This window comes from Wolbachia endosymbiont of Onchocerca volvulus str. Cameroon, from assembly GCF_000530755.1.
Taxonomy (GTDB): domain Bacteria; phylum Pseudomonadota; class Alphaproteobacteria; order Rickettsiales; family Anaplasmataceae; genus Wolbachia.
On the sequence record NZ_HG810405.1, the window covers coordinates 927814 to 947757 of the forward strand.

14 protein-coding genes and 1 tRNA gene are annotated in these 19944 nt (G+C 31.1%); 7 read left to right on the forward strand and 8 right to left on the reverse strand.

Annotation, left to right across the window (positions count from 1 at the left end; all coding sequences use genetic code 11):
• Nucleotides 1–20 precede the first annotated feature (20 nt).
• Complete coding sequence (locus WOVOC_RS03925) at nt 21–605, reverse strand: L-threonylcarbamoyladenylate synthase (RefSeq protein ID WP_014868886.1); 585 nt, start codon at nt 603–605, stop codon at nt 21–23.
• A gap of 165 nt (nt 606–770) precedes the next feature.
• Between WOVOC_RS03925 and yajC the strand changes: the two genes are divergently transcribed.
• The 7 genes from yajC (at nt 771) to WOVOC_RS03960 (ending at nt 9092) form a co-directional block, all read left to right on the forward strand.
• A complete protein-coding gene (yajC, locus tag WOVOC_RS03930) occupies nt 771–1196 on the forward strand; it encodes a preprotein translocase subunit YajC (protein ID WP_014868887.1) in 426 nt (141 codons plus the stop codon).
• Between the two features lie 2087 nt (nt 1197–3283).
• Nucleotides 3284–4168 carry a GTPase Era gene (gene era, locus WOVOC_RS03935; RefSeq protein ID WP_025264376.1) on the forward strand — a complete coding sequence of 295 codons (885 nt, stop codon included), beginning with the start codon at nt 3284–3286 and terminating at the stop codon, nt 4166–4168.
• Nucleotides 4161–4985 carry a 3'-5' exonuclease gene (locus WOVOC_RS03940; RefSeq protein WP_025264377.1) on the forward strand — a complete coding sequence of 275 codons (825 nt, stop codon included), beginning with the start codon at nt 4161–4163 and terminating at the stop codon, nt 4983–4985. Before era ends, WOVOC_RS03940 begins: the two co-directional genes overlap by 8 nt.
• A gap of 566 nt (nt 4986–5551) precedes the next feature.
• A complete protein-coding gene (locus tag WOVOC_RS03945; protein ID WP_025264378.1) occupies nt 5552–6478 on the forward strand; it encodes a ribose-phosphate diphosphokinase in 927 nt (308 codons plus the stop codon).
• On the forward strand, nt 6468–6821 hold the full coding sequence (locus tag WOVOC_RS03950) for an Asp-tRNA(Asn)/Glu-tRNA(Gln) amidotransferase subunit GatC (protein WP_025264379.1): 354 nt from the start codon (nt 6468–6470) through the stop codon (nt 6819–6821). The genes WOVOC_RS03945 and WOVOC_RS03950 overlap by 11 nt, the downstream gene beginning before the upstream one ends.
• 182 nt (nt 6822–7003) lie before the next feature.
• Nucleotides 7004–8230: a tRNA (N(6)-L-threonylcarbamoyladenosine(37)-C(2))-methylthiotransferase MtaB gene (gene mtaB, locus WOVOC_RS03955; protein WP_025264380.1), complete on the forward strand. Its 1227-nt coding sequence runs from the start codon at nt 7004–7006 to the stop codon at nt 8228–8230.
• Nucleotides 8231–8282: 52 nt separating this feature from the next.
• Nucleotides 8283–9092 carry a P44/Msp2 family outer membrane protein gene (locus WOVOC_RS03960; RefSeq protein WP_025264381.1) on the forward strand — a complete coding sequence of 270 codons (810 nt, stop codon included), beginning with the start codon at nt 8283–8285 and terminating at the stop codon, nt 9090–9092.
• Nucleotides 9093–10141: 1049 nt separating this feature from the next.
• Here the strand turns inward: WOVOC_RS03960 and WOVOC_RS04700 are convergent.
• From WOVOC_RS04700 to rpmE, 7 genes are all read right to left on the reverse strand, one after another.
• Nucleotides 10142–10285, reverse strand: coding sequence for a hypothetical protein (locus WOVOC_RS04700; RefSeq protein WP_198642984.1), 144 nt, complete (start codon nt 10283–10285; stop codon nt 10142–10144).
• A 560-nt stretch (nt 10286–10845) separates the two neighbouring features.
• Nucleotides 10846–11742, reverse strand: coding sequence for a cation diffusion facilitator family transporter (locus WOVOC_RS03980; RefSeq protein ID WP_014868895.1), 897 nt, complete (start codon nt 11740–11742; stop codon nt 10846–10848).
• 24 nt (nt 11743–11766) lie between these two features.
• Nucleotides 11767–11839: transfer RNA gene (locus tag WOVOC_RS03985), tRNA-Val, on the reverse strand.
• 2766 nt (nt 11840–14605) lie between these two features.
• Complete coding sequence (locus WOVOC_RS04000; protein WP_025264383.1) at nt 14606–15502, reverse strand: aspartate carbamoyltransferase catalytic subunit; 897 nt, start codon at nt 15500–15502, stop codon at nt 14606–14608.
• Nucleotides 15503–16336: 834 nt separating this feature from the next.
• Nucleotides 16337–17368 (reverse strand): Fe(3+) ABC transporter substrate-binding protein, encoded by a 1032-nt coding sequence (locus WOVOC_RS04005; RefSeq protein WP_025264384.1) that lies wholly within the window; start codon nt 17366–17368, stop codon nt 16337–16339.
• A gap of 1486 nt (nt 17369–18854) precedes the next feature.
• On the reverse strand, nt 18855–19649 hold the full coding sequence (locus WOVOC_RS04020) for an NAD kinase (RefSeq protein ID WP_025264386.1): 795 nt from the start codon (nt 19647–19649) through the stop codon (nt 18855–18857).
• Nucleotides 19650–19681: 32 nt separating this feature from the next.
• On the reverse strand, nt 19682–19894 hold the full coding sequence (gene rpmE / locus WOVOC_RS04025; protein WP_025264387.1) for a 50S ribosomal protein L31: 213 nt from the start codon (nt 19892–19894) through the stop codon (nt 19682–19684).
• Nucleotides 19895–19944 lie beyond the last annotated feature (50 nt).

Here is a 19944-nt window from a genome sequence, read left to right on the forward strand (position 1 = left end):
TTCTTTCAATATATTTCTACTCAAAAGTATATCTCACTTATCATTTGAAGCGAAATCATACCCTCCCTTATAACCTCAATCTTATCTTGAGTTAAGTCAATAATAGTAGACTCTATACCAGAAACTAATTTATCATCTTCAGCTACTGCTGATAAATGTTGTTTAATAGATTTAGGTATACCGCTAGCTTTATATGCACCTTGTTCTCCTGAAATATTTACACTAGTTGCAACTAGTGGAGTTTTCAGTTCATTCAATATTGAAATTACAATAGGATGATCAGGAATTCTTATACCTACGCTACCTTTAAAGAATTCATTTGGCAATATGTTGTTATTTTTAAGTGGTAAAATATAGGTAATTGGCCCAGGAGAAAAATGATTTACTAAATTAGTATACTTTTCCTCTAGCTTTGCTATTCTCGCCAAACTGGAAATATCATTAACGAATATAGATAGTGGTTTATTTTGAGAACGCTTCTTCACTTGGTATATCTTTTTTATAGCTCTGCTATCTAGTGCATTGCAAGCAAGAGCATAAATCGTTTCTGTTGGAAAACATACCAACAAGTTATTCCGTACAGCATTCACTATTCTAGGTATCATATAGTTAAAACTTACATCCACAGTAATTATTTTTTATATGAAGTAAACAATTTTACGTAACTTTTACAATATTACTTTCTTCTACCAAACTTGACACGAAATGATATTATAGTTAATACTCAAGCAGGCTTACTTAAATTTACCACTAATAAACTAGGATTAAATATGTTCATTTCTAAAGTTTTTGCAGCAGATAAAGCTAGCAATGCATCAAGCATTGGTGCATCTTTTGCTAATCTTATCCCACTGATTTTAATAGTTGTAGTGTTTTATTTTTTTATTATTCGCCCACACTACAAAAAATTAAAAGAACTTAAAAAAATGATAGATCAAGTAAAGCGTGGTGATACTGTTGTTACTTCCGGTGGAATAATAGGCGAAGTCAACAAGCTTGACGAAGCAAATGCACAGTTTGTAATAGAAATAGCGCCAAAGGTCGAAATAAAAGTTCTAAAATCTGCTATATCTGAAGTTTTAAATAAAGAAGTTCGAAAAGTAGTAGTCAAACCAACTGAAAAGAATAAAATCGAGAAGGAAGACAAAAAAATAAAAGTCAGTCAGATAAAAGTAAAAAGGGATAAAACAAAGTAAAAGTAAAAACGCTTTGTAACTCTAAAACTTTGTTATGTGTGGGATATTTGGTGTAGTAAGTGATGACAATTTGATAATACCAACTTTGCTAATCGGATTGCGGAGGTTTGAATATGGCAAGTATTCTTTTTCAAGCATAGTAATATAAACAATAAAGCAAGATGGAAGTTAAAAATCAAAAGACAGAGTTGAAAAGTTATTGAGGTTGTTGATAATAGCAAAATGTCCAGCGGTACACAGTTAGCATAGTACATGCTCGCTGGGCACAGAGTTCAGACCTTAAAAAGGTTCATCCTATCTATACAAATAATATTGTTATTTCCATAACGGCATAACTGAAAATTGTAACTTGCTAAAAAATAACTTAGAAAAAAGGAAATACAGTTTCATATTGACACTGATACGGAAGTTATACTAAATATATTAACTATATATCTTAATAATGGGCTTTTGCCTATTGATTCTCTATCTAAGAGCTCAAGCAATTTGCATAGCTCATTCGCTTTAGTCTTATTATTTGTAGAATACCCAGATGCTTTACTTGTTGCAAAAAGAAATCTACCTTTAACAATAAGCTATAACTATAATACTTTATTTACTACGTCAGATTCTAATACTTTAAGCACACTTAAAAAGAATATCCCATCCGGAAGATGGTGACATTGCAGTAATAAATTCCAGCATAGTTGTCATATATAATAACGATGTACGGTTTGAACGTAACACAGAAAGTAATAGTTCGAGCAATTTTTTAATTAGCAAAAATGGTTACCCCTAGCTTCACGTTAAAAGAAATTTTCAAGCAACCTCGCACATTAAATAAAACAACAAAATCAATTTTATAAAAAGTATACAGAATCAATATTTGCCAACGAAAAACTATTTTCTAAGCTGAGTCATATTACTATAGTCGAACGTGAATCATCTTATTTCGCTATATTAATAGCGAAGTATTACCTGAAAGGTGTTGCTCAAGTCCTGGTATACTTAGAAATTTCATATCAAAATTTAGACATAGCAACATAAGATTAGAAGAAAGAAGTCTAAGGTTATTTATCTTAATCTGCAAAACTACAGATATCATAGAAGCGCTACGCTATGGAAAATCACAGAATAAATAACCATTAGCATAACTAATACATTAAACAGTAACGCTAAAAAATTTTAGATGTTGTATTACATACTCGTACTAGACCAGAAATTGATGTCGCTTCAGCAAAAACTCTTTCTGCACAATTCACGGTTTTGGTTTTAGCATGCTTTGTTTTAAAGTTTACAAAAATAAAAGGTACATTTAAGTAAGAAGAGAATAAAGCAGTTAAGTAATACTATTAACTCTATCCCCAAATATATTAAGCATGTTTTAAACATAGCAAAAGTACAACCTGTATCAGGCAGTATACTAGAGCACAGCAGCATTATTTTAATCTACAGAAAAGCTCATACGGAGTTACAATGGAAGATACGTTAAAGATAAAAGATCTTTCACATATTAATATCACCTGCATCACAGCAGGAAAGATAAACACAGTCAATTGCTTTAATAGATTCATCTGTATTTGTTATAATAAGCATCCTACACGATAATTTATTTTTTAAGATATTATCCAATATACAAGAAATTACTACAATAAAAAGTAAAGTGATTGCTTAAGCGACAAGCAAGAAGCACCATTTTAAAGAGAAGCTTGTATAGATAGTGGTCCAAAAACTCCTAGGCACTGATAGTTGTTTTATCCCTAAGTAATCTATATAGTATAGCTATATAATTCCTTGTTTACTCAACTGCAATAAAAAAAGTATTAGATGCTGATTATTCAAGAAATTTAACTAAGTCTGTTATTGCCGAACAATTCATCCAGTGTTAGCTATAATACAATACTTTCATATCCATCAAATTATTCTGTCATAAATAAACTCTTCTGAATTATACCTTTATAATTAAGCCAAAAGGTTCTAATAAACAAAAAAATAATACTACTTAAGTCAGTTAGTGAACCCCATTCATTCCATGGTCAACTCCTTATAGAAAATCTATACTGTTGTATGCTTGACACTAAACTCCAGTTTTCTTTACAATCTGTTTCGTGAAAAAACAAAAATGTTTATTTGTTACTATAGCCGGGTTACCGAATGCTGGAAAGTCTACACTAATTAACAGCATTGTAGGCAGAAAGATCGCAATTGTTACTCCAAAAGTGCAAACAACCAGGACACAAATAAAGGGTATTACAATATTTAATGAAACACAAATTATCTTTACTGATTCTCCAGGAATCTTTTTAGCAGGAACAAAACTTGAAAAAGCTTTAGTTAAATCTGCATGGTCAGCAATCAAAAGTGATGATATTACTTTGTTACTCGTTGATGTAAGCAATTACTTTAAAAGTCTGGAGAGAATCAAAATCATATTCACACAATTACAGCACACAAAAGCAAGATGCATTTTGGTTATCAATAAGGTTGATCTGGTAAAAAAGCCTGAGATAAAGATGGCCTGTAAAGATTTGAGTTTGCTTTATAGATTTGAAAAGATTTTTGTAATATCAGCACTAAAAAGTAATGGACTTTCTAATTTGATGAATTACTTATCCGAAATTGCACCAGTGAGCCCTTGGTTTTATAGGAAAGATCAAGTAACTGATTCTTCTGCAAATTTCTTATCAGCAGAAACCACAAGAGAAAAATTATCCCTGAATTTACGTGAGGAATTACCATATTCTATAGCTATCATAACTGAACAATTTCAAGAAAAAAAAGATAAGAGTTTAGTCATAAAACAGATCATATTTGTGCTAAAGAACAGTCATAAAAAAATAGTGCTAGGAAAAAATGGTAGTTGTATTAAAAAAATTGGCATCGATGCACGCGCTGAACTAGAAAAATTATTTGAGCGCAAAGTCCATTTATTTTTATTTGTAAAAGTACGGTCTTGGACTGACCACCCTGAGGAATATATAAGTAATGCTTAATTCCTTACTGGTGTTTGACATTGAAACTATACCAGATGTAAACTCCTGCAAGAATCTCCTTAATATCAGTGATGGTAGTAGTGTGAAAGAAAAAAGAGATGCATTGACAAAGTATCATCTCGAAATAACAAATGGACACAATCCTTTTCTTCATCAGCTTCTTCATCATATTGTAGTTATCAGTTTTTTATCCTGCAGTATAAGCTACAGGAATGGCTATGAGACATTCAAACTACAAGAAATTAGTTCTGGTGGTACACTAAATTCCAGTGAAAAAGAACTAGTGAAAGAATTTTTCAGTTACATATCAGAGAAAAGACCGAGATTGATCTCATTTAATGGACGTACTTTTGATATGCCGGTGCTAAAATACCGTGCCATGGTCCATGGCATTCAAGCAGAATACTTTTATAAAGCTGGCGACAAGTGGAATAGCTACAATCAAAGATATAGTAGTGATTGGCATTGTGATCTACTTGAGTCTCTCTCTGATTTCGGAGCTTCTGCGAAAGTAAAAATGAATGAAGTTTGTGCAGTACTTAATCTCCCTGGTAAAACTGGAGTTGATGGATCACAAGTTATGGACTTATATGACAATGGTAAAATACAAAAAATTCGAAATTATTGTGAAACAGATGTAGTTAACACTTACCTGATTTACCTACGATTTATGCATCATCAAGGAAGAATCACTACTGAAAGTCATAACAAAAGTGTAGAAGAGCTGCTCTCGGAATGTGAAAAAAAGGCACACTTAAAAAAATTTAAAGAAGAATGGAAAATGATCTGTGATGGAAAGTTTTATATTAAATTCTAAAGTAACTAGTAGATTCAAATTATATGTTATTCTTACTATAGCTTTATTCTATACACAAAAACTGCAATTGTATGAATACCATAATTTAAGTCTACCAGGAGAATATAGTCCAAGCACTAACACTTTTTACGACTGACGTAATGAAAGTAGCCACCTATGATGACGTCCTAGTACGTGATGCTGGAAATTCAATGTCACTTTATAATAGCATCTCCAAGTACTTCCTTGTTCACAGAACTTAGGAAACTCACTTTCAATTAAGTGGTTATATAATAAAGATTAGATTTCAGTGCTACGCGTCAAAATAGCGTCTCCTATTATAAATAGCAAATGTCCATTCATAATTGAAATTAACTTATAAACACCCAAAAAATTTATCAAATAGAGAAAAAAGGGAAAAGAAACCCTAGTTGCTATACAATAGTCACTTCACTGAATTCTGCACAGATTGAAGAAAAATGAATATTTCTATCATTAGAGGAAATTTTGTTAAGAGGATTTTGCACTTAATCATATTTCTATTATCTTACAATTTTTGTATAATCTATAAGTTCGATCGGCAAATTATGAAGATAATAATAGGTAGTGCTAGTAAAGAATTAGGAAAATCAATAGTTAACAAGCTAAATATTCAATCATCCATTGTTCAGGTATCAAGATTTGCAGATGGTGAGATGAACGTACACGTAAAAGACGATGTCTATGATCAAGAGGTATATATAATACAGTCAATTTCTTCTCCTGCAAATGATAATCTTATGGAGCTTCTGCTTACAATTGATACAGTAAAAAGATTAGGAGCTAAAAGAATAACAACAATCATTCCTTATTATGGATATAGTAGACAAGATAGGACTATTAAAAATAATAATATGCAATCTGCTTTAGGTGCTAAATTAGCCGCAAACCTTATTCAAACTGCAGGTACAAGCAGTGTCGCAGTTATCGATTTGCATTCAAATCAAATCGAAGGGTTTTTCGATGTACCAATAACCAATTTGAGCTGCTTTGAAGTATTTGTTGAATCTACACACACAGAAAATTTAGCAATAGTTGCACCTGATGTTGGAGCAATCGGTAGAGCACGTGCTTTTGCAAAGACTTTAGAGAAAGAGCATAAGATAAAATTGAGTGATAAGATCATTATAATAGATAAATATAGAGAGAAAGCAGGCACATCTCAAGTAATGAACATAATAGGAGAGGTGACAAGTAAAAATTGTGTTATTGTTGACGATATAGTTGATTCTGGTGGAACATTATGTAATGCAGCTTCTGCTTTAAAAAGTTACGGAGCAAGATCTGTAATTTCATGCGTAACACATAGCGTCCTTTCAGGAAATGCAGTTGAAAAAATCTATTCCTCTTCTCTAGATAAATTAGTAATTACAGATACTATACTTCATAAACTCGAAAAAACTGGTAAAATAAAAGTTGTTTCGATCGCAAATGTTTTAACTCGTTTCATTCAAGGAGATAAAGATGCCAATTAAGTCAACAGAGGATGTAATCACTTCACTAATAGAATTTGTAAATAAGAGAAAAGTAACAATTACAAAGGAAGAAATGCTTAAAATTGCACAACTTGTAAGAATTAAATTATCAAATGATGAAATTGAGCATTACTCCAAGGAGTTAACAATGTTGAATTGGATACATGATACTTTATTGCAAGTTAATACTGAAGGTGTTTCCCCTGTACGCTATGGTGCTATAGACAAGGTCATTCACGTGCACGATGATGTTGTCGATTCTCAAAATATTAAAGAAGAAATATTATCCAACACAAAATCTGAACATGGATATTTTGTAGTGCCAAAGGCTATAAACGATTAAAATAAGGCTGGCACTAAACTTTCTAAAAAAACAGTAAAAATCTATATGGCCTTGAATATAATCTCACCCAAAAATATAACTTAGTCAATGAAAATATAGAGTTGTTTATTATAATTGAAAGGTTCAATGACTTTGCTTGAACATTTGATATAATAAAATTATAAAGTCTATTAAAGTCTAGCATGAATGAGGTAATAACGTTTGGTTGTCGTCTAAATTTTTATGAAAGCGAACTAATCAAAGAAGAACTAAGAAAAGCAAAAAGAGAAAATATCATTGTAGTACATAGCTGTGCAGTAACAAATGAAGCAGAACGTCAGGTAAAGCAAAAAATACGTAAGATTCATAAAAATAATCCAAACAAAGAGATTATTGTAGTTGGTTGTGCCGTTCAATTAGATCCTGAATCGTATAGTAATATCCCTGGTGTAAGCAAAGTATTGAACAATCAAGATAAGCTAAAAGCTTCAAGTTATTTGCTAAATAATGATAAGATATTAGTCAATGATGACCAACCAAGTACTCTTTTAATCAATAAATTTGAAGATAAGTCAAGAGCATTTATTAAAATCCAAAACGGCTGTAATCATAGTTGCACATTTTGCTCAATCACTAAAGCAAGAGGAAATAACCGATCTATGCCAGTAAGCAGTATTATTGAGCAAATCAAGATTTTTGTAGCAAATGATTATCAGGAAGTAGTGTTCACAGGAGTTGATATTACTGATTTTGGTACAGATCTATTTGGCAAACCTTCGCTTGGTTCAATGATCAAGAGAGTTTTAAAGGATGTTCCAGAATTAAGAAGGCTTAGACTTTCTTCTATTGATGTTGCTGAAGTCGACGATGAATTAATGGACTTAATAGTCAACGAACCAAGGTTTACACCACATTTGCACTTAAGCTTACAATCTGGCAATAACTTAATCCTAAAAAGAATGAAACGTCGTCACAGCAGGGAACAAGTGATAGAATTTTGCCATAAAGTAAAAAACTTAAGATCTGACATGGCATTTGGTGCTGATATTATCGCTGGGTTCCCAACAGAAACTGATGAAATGTTTCAGGATACAGTGAATCTCTTAAAGGAAGCAAACATAGTTTACTTGCATGCTTTTCCATATTCAAAGCGGAAAAACACACCTGCAGCACGGATGCCACAAGTGCCAGAGAATGTGCGTAAAGAGCGAATAAAGAACTTGAGAAGAATGAATAAAGAAATGATAGACAATTTTTATCAATCTTTGATAGGTACTAAACAAAGTGTTCTGGTTGAACAAAATAATATTGGCAGAGCAGAAAATTTTGCACCAGTAAAGCTCTTATCAAAGGCTCAGGTCAAAAGTATTGTGGAAGCTAATGTTATAGGAATAGAAAAAAATCATTTAATCGGAAGTATTCTTTCTTGACTTTTTAATACAAGAGAAATGTGTAGTAATATCAAAAATTATAAGCTTATTCATGATTAGAAAATCTGTTATTCTTGATGTATTGCTAATCTTATGTACTGGCTTTTTTTCTGCTCAGGCTAATAAAAGTTGTTCAAATAATGAACAATCCATAGAAAATTTAATTCTTATAGAAAAATCTATATGCCATGAATCGAGAAAATATAATGAAAAAGAGCCTACATTAGTTAAAGACAGAAAACTTAATTTTTATGTCAGCGCTAATAGCGGTAAGATATATTCTGATAATTCAAAGCCATTTGTGAACGGCATAAAAGCAATTGGAGAGAGAGTCTCCACATTAGTTGAAAGCCGTTATGATGCTATAATAAAAAATATAGTTGCAGATGAAATTGAAAGTGTAAAAAAATTTAATGGTGAAATCGATTTTCAGTGGTTACACAGCCTATCTTTAGGTTACTATGCTGGAAGAAACGGCCGAGTTGATTTTGAAGCTACATACTCTAGGTTTGATATTAAAAACGGTAATTCTCCTCCAATATTTTATAGATCGGCTGGTATATTTGCATTTTTGTTAAATGTTTATTATAACCCTAGTATCCAAGATACACAAATCGCTCCATACATTGGTCTTGGTATAGGACCAGCAGTTTTTAAGCTAAGAAAGATCAATGGATTGTCACAAAATTCAATGCCACTGAATGTTCCTTGGTTTGCTTATCAAGTGAAACTTGGTGTTGATTATTCAATAATCCCAGAAATTAAGCCCTCCCTTGGTTATCGTTACTTCAGCATCCCAATACCTATTGCAGATGATATATCAACCCATAGTATTGAGGTCGGCCTGATGTTCAATTTTTAATTATAATTTAATATATACACATATTGCCTTTTTTACCTAATAAACCAAACAGTGACACAATTGTTTCTTTTAGAAAGATGACAGCTTCTGCCACCTTCACGTTATCCGCTATTCTTTTCGATTTTTAATAAATATATCCTTAAAAGCATTAAAGCTCTGTTTATCTTCTCTATATCCTATAAGTCGACTTAATTACTATAACCTCACCGTTTTTAACCTTTAATATAGAGTTCATTCTCCCGATTTCAATAATTAACATCACTTTTAATTTTATTTACTCTACTATGTTATATACTTCATATTTGAATTTTTGATGTAACTATTAACTCTTAATAAAGTTGGATATATCCATAAATATTTCACTAGCATCAACATTGATGCTTGAGCTATTAACACAACATCTATTGGAACACTGTTTATTTCGGTAACTAAGGCATAGTTAAATTTTTAGTATCTTTTTGTATATCAGAAATAAAATAAACATGATTTTCAGTGAAAGAAATCATTGCTTATTGATTATTTGTAATATATATTCTAGAATTTGAGAAGCATACCTGAAGATCAAGTTTGTCTAAACTTTTTACTAAATTTTCTAGATCACTTACACCAAACTTATTGCTAAATTAACAATAAAGTTTATCCTAATCCATTATAGATCTGGTTCCATTAAGCAAATCACTGAAGTTGATATCAAAAAGATATTTATTGTTTAGCATAAATTCAACTATTTTTACTTCTATCATTACCTGAAATACTAACTCCTTAACCTTATTAAGGTACTCTTCAACAATTTTACGTCTACTTTTCTAACATTCAAAATAATACTACTGCTTCTTCTCTATTGAACAAAGTAATTTTCCATCATCTACGCCATTGACATTTATTATTATATTCAAATTATTTTCCAATGAATTCTACAAATCACTGCTATATTGAGAGATTTCAATAACACTATTGTAATCCTCATCAACATTGCTCTCCCATCACTACTAGTAATGCTGCTATCAACAACAAAGCTACCTCGAGCAAAGTGTTGAATATTAACAAAGTTAGCATAATAATGCTGTGCATATAGTGAGTCTGCTCAATTTTAACTGAACTATTATTCTTTGACAGCTCAGTTTATTGCTGTCAACTACATTTACTTCATTTATATTTTTATCTTCTAGTTTTAAAACAATATTACCTGACATTTTCAGACCTACATTCAAGTTAATGTCAGAAAATTTCCTATCTCAATCAGCAAACCCTTACAGGGCTTTTTTACTAACGTTGATCCAAATAAGCTAACTACTAGCGTAAGATCAGGGAATTTTATTGGTAAGGCACAATTTCTAGTACTGCTAGTTTAACATTCTCCAAAATAGGCATTTTGTCTTTGCGCAAACTCATTAAGTGGCCATGCTTACTTGCATTATAATAATCTTTCTTTGTAGTTTATCTTGGTAAGGTCTTTTCTTAATTACGTCCTTGAGCATGTACAGGAAACAATAAAAAGAAGCACTAAATGCCAAGAAATAACCACTAGAAAAAAAGCGTACAAAAACCACTCTAATGGATTTCTATAAAAATATTAAAAATGATTTAACTTTGTTTCCACTTGGCAGAATCACAAGAAAAGCTTTGCTAAGCCTTTGATCCAATATTAACTCAACTATTGATTCTGTTTTCACTACTTGAAAAACCTTTCTTGAGAAGCTACATAAACCTTTTTTGCTTTAAGCTTTACAGCTGATATCAGCAGCATATCAAACTACATCTTCAATATCTTATCATCCGCACATTCATCGTACTCAATCTCAACTGTAGAATGTGCAATTTCGAACTCACTTAATAGTATTTTTTTTATCCCATACAAAATATCAGTATGATGTGCATCTTGCCTTACCTTAGCATGCATGGTAATTATAAAATAATTATCAGACAGTGACCATGTATGTATGTGATGCACATCAACAACTTCAGGTAGCTTAGACACAATCCCGCTCTTTATCCCTTCAGCAGATACTCCTTCAGGGGTACCTTCAAGAAGGATATGACAAGAATTTTTAAGAATCTTATAGCCACTATTTAAGGTTACTACGCTAACAAATATCGATAAAACAGGATCTACTATTTGCCATTTAGTTAACATAATAATTATAGATGCAAATATAGCACCTACAGAGCTTAAAATATCCCCTATAACGTGCAATACGGCACTTTTTATATTTATATTGCTTTCACATTTACTATGCAATATAAAAAAGACTATAACATTAGCAATCAACCCAAGTATAGCAATAATTAACATTATTCTCCATTCAATGTTGACTGGGAAAATAAATCTCTTTATTGATTCAATAATAATAATTACTGAAATAAAGAATAAAGTTAAACCATTGATGAATGCTGCAATTATCTGCAACCTGTGATATCCGTATGATCTTTGCAGATCAGATTTCTTAGCTGAAAATTTGTGTGCTATCCAACTTAAAATTAAGGCAAAGAAATCAATAAACATATGCCCTGCATCTGATAATAGAGCAAGCGAATGTGAAATTATTCCACCTACTACCTCCATAAACATGGTTATTGCTACTATTATTATGGAATGAATTAAACGCCTGGACTCTGCTGCTGAATGTTTACCGTTGTGCACCGCTGTCATATAAAACCTTCTCATGGATAAAAGTAGGTAACACTGGACTCGAACCAGTGACCTTTTGCACGTCAAGCAAATGCTCTACCAACTGAGCTAGTTACCCATTGTTGCTTCAGTATAGTGCTTCAGCAAAATAAAAGTCAATTTGCTTTTAAATTATTGTGCTTGTCGCTCTACCTAACATGATTCAGAAATCTAGCTGTATAAAACCTTAACTATACTCTATAATTTTATAGAATAAATTAATTATTTATATCTTTTTTCCAAAATAAAAATTTATTCTTTTTCTAGGAAGATTACGCTAAGATCGAAATATATATTCGAAAATTAAATATGAAATGGATAATAAAATGTTTAATTACATATCAAAGTAAAACAGTTGGACTAGAGTCATAAAAAACAAATTATAGACAATAAACAAAGTTAAAGCAAACAACTATCAACTTCTGAAAATGTAAAGATCATAAATGACCATGCTTTTTACAAACCAATCTGCGTAAATAAGCTTACAGTGATTTTTCAACAAAGCAGTTTAAATTATTATATAAATACATCTCTAAAAAGACAATAAAGAAACTTTCACTACTAAGAAAATAAATAACTTTTACAAAGAGAAAGGCATTCCTTTATCTACAACAAATGAGTTACTTCCTTTTGACCAAAGGACAATACAAAATGTTATGTAAATTATAAATAAACTTAGTAAGGAACCATAATTATAAATACACGTCTGATAAAATTAATATTACAGCTTCATATATGAAGGCAGTCTCAGTCAACTACCAAAGTTATCAAGACTACATAGTAGACTCTGACGCATATCATAGATTCATATATAAGAAACTTATTATATTGCATGCTTTTCAAAGGCTTAAGAGAGGTCAAACTGAAGAACAGACAAGAAAAAGTCTGAGTAATATTAATAGAAAAGAAATTAAGAAATTATTAAAGAAGCTTCTCAAGAAGAATGAAAAAGTGATTTAGTGATCCAACAAATAAAAGAATATCCAGATGTAGAATATAATGTATTATACGAAAAGATCTTCGAAAAATTTGTCTATACCAGCATGAATATTGACCAAATTAAGAGAACGTACAACTAATATGATATAATATTCCAACAGAAAATGAATTCGGAAAAATGAGAAAAGCTCAGAAAAAAACGAAATTCAGCAAGTATCATGAACAAAAAATATGGTTAACATTTCAGGGTAGAATAAATCTAAAAGTTACTGAGAGCAATATTGACACTGAGTTTAATCTGAACATTGATTTACTCTAGAACAAAAGTTTTGAAGGTCCTACTGATCAAAATAATGATGGCATTATCAATAACGAAAATCTTCTCAAGGAATTAGAGGATACTATAAAAACTTTCAATGAAATCTTTAGAATAAAGAAGAAAGATAACAATCCGTTTTTAGTACATAAGAACGTTGCTAACTTTATACTATTCCTGTTTGAGATAAGGAAAGCTACTAAAAGTACTCAAGTGCTAGTATGATGTTCATATATCAGGTGGTGGTATCACACAATCTTCTAATAACGAATTATATTAGCAGCATATATTCCTACGCTGAAAACGGCAGAAATAATAGCGATTTTATTCTATGACGGAGAAGTTAACCATTATATTATAATTATGTTATTAAGTATGAATTTATCCATTCGTTAACATTCTATTTGACTTCTAACTTAGGTCTCGGTAAAATATTAATGGAAGCTGTTTAGCAGAGTATGCTGCACAACTAACAGAAGGAAAAGGACTTACTGATTTTACAAAATTAGCTAGTGATAAATAAATACAAAAGTCTTACTCCAGAGGAGATAATTAAAAAACTATTAATCATTACAGTAAGTGCAGCAGTTGTTGCATATATCGAAGAAACGTATTTAAATTTCATTGATAATTTGCTTTGTGCGGCAGCGGAAGATAAGAAACTCTGAATGGTCATTTTTGTTTCGAGAAAATGATGCAAAAGATTTATCAAATTAAAGTAGAGAAAAACTAAAAAAGGAAAAGGTGGTTCTAACTTGACCAAAACCAACTTAAACGCCGAAGATTAGTCTATCAGACTAAACTATGCTTAATTTGAGCAATAGAAATAGCTAATGAAGAGGACAAAGTGCAGTTTTATATTTTAAAAAGGCAAGTTGAGGATAGAGCTAAAGTTTATTTACTGATTCAGTTCATGGTTCAAAATCACTTAAAAAATCAGCAATATTAAAATAAGATGAAGAGCAAAAACAAATAGTGTTAAAAGACACAATCTTGAAAAGAGAAAAAAATACTGATTAAGTCTTAGAAGGAAAGTATAAGGTAAATATTATAATAGATTTTATAATGATACAAAAGCCTTATATGATGAGCTAAAGAAGCGGAGAAGCAATTTGTGTTAAAGTTTTGGTACTTTGTCAGAGGACAAATATTGTTCTGAAAACAGTAAATTTGTAATTTATAATGATGAATATAAAAAGTTTATAGTGTCACTTGAAGATAAAGCACTTATTAAGATAATAAAGAGTAACAACAACTATAGCTTATGCTATACATTAATGATAATAGCAAAGTAATAAGTAGTATTAGCAAAATAGATAATCTAAATTATGAATTGTTATTAGATTTAAGTCATTTTAATTTAGAAGAGAATAATATTGCGTTATCGAACTAATATTAGGGGAATATAACTTCTATCTAAAGAACGACTTAGCAAAAACATTTGATTGTATAAGTAGCTTGATTTATCACGAGTGTAGTTTAATCTAATAAATGCATAAATGTTGCTGCTTGAGTGCAGCAACATTTATGCATAGAAGCCATCATATTAAACCAAGCATAAGTTCCATAGAAACACATATTTCTTTGCTATTAGCAAGAACTATAATAATGTAACACTGCCTTACGTATCGCTAATCCGAACTCTACCTGCTGTAAAATAACATAATCTACTATATCACTACCAATTTCAACCCCTCTATTTATCGGCCCTGGGTGCATGATAATTGCATCTGGTTTTGCATACAATAATTTCTGTGAATCAAGGCCATATAAATAAAAATACTCTCTCTCTGAAGAAATAAAACAACCATTATCCATGCGTTCCTTCTGCAACCTTAAAAGCATAATTACATCAGCATCTTTTATACCTTCAATCAATGAATAATAGATTGAATCTACCTCAGGAAAATATCTACAAATCAAAGTTGGCGGTGCAATCAAGCATATCTTCGCCCCAAACATTTTTAACAGTCTTATATTCGATCTTGCAACTCTGCTATGTAAAATATCTCCACATATTACAATTTTAAGATCTCTTATCTGATTTTTATGACTGCTGATAACAAAACAATCAGCAAGAGCCTGAGTTGGGTGTTCACTACTCCCATTACCCGCATTAATTAGTGAACAGTCAATGTACTGAGCTAGCACATTAACAATACCACTATTTTTCTGTCTAATTATTACGTAATCAGGATTCATTGCATTTAATGTTTTTACCATATCCTTTAAATCTTCTCCCTTATTAATAGAAGAAGACTTTATTGGCAAGGTTACAACATTTGCTCCAAGGCTTTTTGCTGCTATTTCAAAGGATGCAAGTGTACGTGTTGAGTCCTCAAAGAATAAATTTATTACTATTTTATTTTCTAAAATATGGCAACCTGCAGCTTTATTTTTCAGGTATTGATCGGCTAACTTAACTATATTTTCTACATCATTGATTGTAAGATCCTGTACACTCAGCAAATTCTTCTTATTAACCATAGTTTCTTCTTAAGACACAATTTTAATCAAACCTATTTTACTTTCTCACTACCTATTTTCAACAAGCCTCTTCACAAAAACTACAGCTTAATTCACAGTCATTGTACTAAAATCAAAACTAGTATTAACTGATAATCAGTACTCTAATTTTATTAAAGCTAATATACTAATAACAAAAATAAAATTAAGAATTGCTACTGAAGCTGAAGAAAAAGGTAGTAAAGCCGAGATTAAAGGTAAAAACTCTAGATTACTACCATAAAGAACAGCGTTCGTAGTTGCTGCTTTGTGGCTCCAGGTATTACTATTATTAGTACAGCTATTGAAGTTTTAGGATATAATAATTATAAAAAGAATAATAGAATCGAAAACCATTACCTCTAATAATAGACCTAACATATTTAATAACAAGAAAACAAAAAATGAGACCAGATGCTTAGAAAAACTCTCACCTTAAGCTAGCTTTCTTGCAAAGAAAATTGGCGTTATTACAATTGGCTTCTAACTTAGGTGGCCAATCGGTGATATAACTCTGATTTGCTCATTATACTTGTTAGCGGCATAAAACACTAGATATAGGAAAATAGATAATAGATAAGATAAAAACCTTTAAGAAAGAAATGAAAATAGAAAAGCCAACTAGCGAAAGAGGAATTCCAAACTAAAGAAGCTATAGAAGAAAACACCAGTCAAATACTGAACCCAGAGAAAAACAAAAATTTTCCCTGTAACCGAAAGACTTGTACAAGAAAACCAAATGAACAAGAAACAAAATATTCGAAGAGAAATCAATAACGCAGATTTTCACTTCAGAGGGTTACTAAACGCTAGGTATTACTTCCATTTACACTCGTCAGCTATCATGACAGCTTCAAGCAGATGTTCCTCAAGTTTACTGAGAGGTAGGTTACTTTGTAAATAAGCTCCCCAAGATTGCAATATATCAGAAGTTTCAACGTCTTCAACAATAGGATACTCTTGATTTTTTTTAGCGTATAGTTCTTGAGCTTGCTTGCTTATCAAAAATTCCAGTAAAGCTATAGCATTTTCCCTGTTTTTTGCATTTTTTGTTACTGCTGCACCACTAATATTTACCATCACACCATTATTATCCTGATTAGGGAAAAAAACCCCTAATTTATCTGCGATATTCTTTTCATGCGTATCTTCAGATGAAAAGATCCTTGCAAAGTAATAGCTATTTACTATTGCAACATCTCCTTCACCAGCAGCTACAGCATAAATCTGATCAGTATCACCACCACTTGGTTTTCTTGCCATATTACTCACAATTCCATTAACCCATTTTTTTGTTCTCTCAAAACCATCGTTTGCAATCATAAAAGCAATCAATGACCTATTATATGGACTTGTGGAAGAGCGTACTAATATTTTCCCTTTCCATTTTTCATTTGCTAAATCTTCATAAGTACTTAATTCTTTAGGATCTACTAATGCTTTGTTATAAACTAATATTCTAGTTCTTTTTGTGAGACCAAACCAATAATTTTCACTATCTCTAAATTTTGCAGGTATAGCACTTTTTAAAACCTCTGAATCTACTTGAGATAAAAGCCCTCCTTTTTTTGTTAAAATCAAATTTACTGCATCTGCAGTTAAAAGTAAATCAGCTTCACCACCATTCTCCATGCGCGAAAGCAGCTGAGAATAATCAGCTATAACATAACGTACCTTAATACCTGTGTTCTTTGTGAACTCATCGAATAAAGTACGCACCAATTCCTCTTTACGTGATGAATAAACGTTTACTACTTGTGAATCGTCATTTCCACCATTTTTATATAAAAAAGTAACAACTATTAACACAACCGCCACTAAGGATGTCAATACTAAAGCTTTTTTCACATTGAATGCACAATCATTTCCTACAACTAAAGGTACCTAAAGAACAAAACCTTAGCAAGGGTAAAAATTTATTCAGCAACAACAATATTGATATTACTTAATTTTAGGGCATCAATATTATATAGAGAATTCATCTTATCCACCAATACTATAAATAATATCCGGTAATTGTGAGATTGAACTACAAATTACTTAAGTATTAAGCTGCTGCTACATTTAGCGTCTCTACTATAAATCTCTCCAAGAACTTTTGTTCTTTTCTTGCTTGACTTTCTTAATGAATTTCTCACTATCCTTTTCAGGATCAATCTTTTCCTGAGAACATATAAAGTTAGTACAATTTGCTTTATTATAGTAATGTACGCCAAGGCATATGATTAATAATGCAAGTACACCCAAGCCTATAAAGTAATGATAACTACACACTATGATTCGAATAATCCTGACAAAATTTTTATATATTATTAACACCATTTATTACAAGCAGCTCCTAAAAAAGCACTATATTTACAGCAACTACGTTAGTTACAATACAATAAATAGTAGTTCATCATTGACTACTAATTCTGCTTTGTTAGTTCTGTAATTACTTTTTCATCAATGTTAATGAAACCGTTTTTAGCTTCTTAAGTGTTAAGTGCAAAATTTGAATGAGTACCATTGCTATATTCCAGTCTCACAGATTTCATAGCTTTACTTTCCAGCTGATATTTTAATTACTCTAGCAAAATCTCATCCGCACTTTTTCTTATGGCTGACATTCGTATTTCTAAATTGTTTTATTACACAAAATATTGGGATAATTGTAAGCAATAAAGCAAACACAGTAACTGATATAGTAATATATTTTTGGCTATTCATAAAAAACACAATAAATTTTGTTTTATCTTTCATATACACTAAAGCTGTAGGTATACCAAATATAGCAACTCTTATCTAGAAATTATAAATCCCTTCTGCTGAATAGAATATTTCACTCTTGAACAGACTTTGTTTATTTTCTTGCCTGAGTTGATTAAAAGAGTTGTTTAGTTTACTTTACTACTCCAATATCAAAGTTGTCTTTCGATGCAAAAAGAGTTGGAAGTTTTGGATTACCGAACTTGTTATTAAGCAATTTTCTAATGCTTTATTGCCATCTCAAGGTGAGCTATATATTCTTCTTCAGAAGCCGATCTTTCCAAGTTATAACATACTCACTTCAGATATCTTGATATTTTTTGCCCTTTATTCTCAGAGCTTGATTCATTAAACGGATTTGCAAATTGTAGAATTTCACTTTCATCACCTTTTTGGAAAACTCTCATTAGATGCTGATTTAGTTCCTTGTGTTATCTTGCATCTTTGCCTGCTTGCTTGTAAGAAGTTGATATCATTATTGGTCCTTTTTGCATACTACTTTCCGAAATTAATTACACCGCTGTATCAACTATATTATATCTATTAAAATAGAATAGATACTAATTTAAACGTAAATATAAAAAATTTAGTATAAGAACTGCTTATTAAAGATCCTTTCATCTAATGAACAATCCTCGTCAAAAAGTAGAGTGATCGTGTTTTCATGGTCTTTCTGCATTTTTATTTGTGATATATTATGAAACTCTTTATAATCTGACACTACAAGTACTGGACGATTTTCTACATCGTTAACGTCAACTTGTACTATTGCATCATTTGAAATTAATGCCCCGTTCCAATGTCTTGGATAGTAACTATTGATAGAGGTTAATGCAAGTAAGTTTGAGTTTAATGGTAAAATTGGTCCGCCAGCAGAGAAATTATATGCAGTGCTACCTGTTGGAGTAGACAATATTATTCCATCACCTCTAAATTTTTCTATTTTTAGCTTACCATTTACAGCAATATTCATTTCTACCATTTGGTTTGCTTTTCTAAAGACATATACTTCATTCACTGCTATACAACGGTAACTATTACCACTTATATCTATGGCTTCCATTTTTAGCAAAGTTAATTGAGCTGAAGTTGCGTACTCTATATGACCAATTAAATCTTCAATGTAACTAAAACACTTATTCATTAAAAACCCGACATTGCCAGTATTTGTCCCGTACACATGCACACTCTTATTTTCTATAACGTAATTATGTAAGGTACGTAGCATAAAACCATCACCACCAACAACTATCAGTAAATCAACTTCAAACTTACTTTTTTCTGTTATATTGACAAAATCAAGCTTCTGTAATAGTTTAGATACTTTTTGTGATTTTGGCGATAGAGAAGCAATATAGCCTATATTTTTGTATCTATGCATGCTTCAGTCAATCCTCCAAAACAGGGAGAAAATTAAAAAATATCTCCATATTTATCGTTAAACCTAGCTATTTTGCTAGTTTTACTTGCCGATCCGCTTGCTAAACTTCTAGTCCATGCAGGGTGGGTTAGAGGATCTCTATCGAGTCTTATCTTATCACCTTCCTTCCCATAAGTGGAACGAGTTTCAAATTCTTGACCGTCTGTTGTAACTATAGTAACTTTATGATAATCAATTTCCATCATTGTGCTTACAAGTTTTCAGCTTGTTAATATTCTAGTGAATTTAATTCACT

Excerpts from the sequence above, each read along its gene's own strand:
- WOVOC_RS03925 (WP_014868886.1), bottom strand. The coding sequence starts at position 605 with ATGATACCTAGAATAGTGAATGCTGTACGGAATAACTTGTTGGTATGT.
- yajC (WP_014868887.1), top strand. The coding sequence starts at position 771 with ATGTTCATTTCTAAAGTTTTTGCAGCAGATAAAGCTAGCAATGCATCA.
- WOVOC_RS03940 (WP_025264377.1), top strand. The coding sequence starts at position 4,161 with ATGCTTAATTCCTTACTGGTGTTTGACATTGAAACTATACCAGATGTA.
- WOVOC_RS03945 (WP_025264378.1), top strand. The coding sequence starts at position 5,552 with ATGAAGATAATAATAGGTAGTGCTAGTAAAGAATTAGGAAAATCAATA.
- WOVOC_RS03950 (WP_025264379.1), top strand. The coding sequence starts at position 6,468 with ATGCCAATTAAGTCAACAGAGGATGTAATCACTTCACTAATAGAATTT.
- mtaB (WP_025264380.1), top strand. The coding sequence starts at position 7,004 with ATGAATGAGGTAATAACGTTTGGTTGTCGTCTAAATTTTTATGAAAGC.
- WOVOC_RS03960 (WP_025264381.1), top strand. The coding sequence starts at position 8,283 with ATGATTAGAAAATCTGTTATTCTTGATGTATTGCTAATCTTATGTACT.
- WOVOC_RS04700 (WP_198642984.1), bottom strand. The coding sequence starts at position 10,285 with ATGTCAGGTAATATTGTTTTAAAACTAGAAGATAAAAATATAAATGAA.
- WOVOC_RS03980 (WP_014868895.1), bottom strand. The coding sequence starts at position 11,742 with ATGACAGCGGTGCACAACGGTAAACATTCAGCAGCAGAGTCCAGGCGT.
- WOVOC_RS04000 (WP_025264383.1), bottom strand. The coding sequence starts at position 15,502 with ATGGTTAATAAGAAGAATTTGCTGAGTGTACAGGATCTTACAATCAAT.
- WOVOC_RS04020 (WP_025264386.1), bottom strand. The coding sequence starts at position 19,649 with ATGCATAGATACAAAAATATAGGCTATATTGCTTCTCTATCGCCAAAA.
- rpmE (WP_025264387.1), bottom strand. The coding sequence starts at position 19,894 with ATGATGGAAATTGATTATCATAAAGTTACTATAGTTACAACAGACGGT.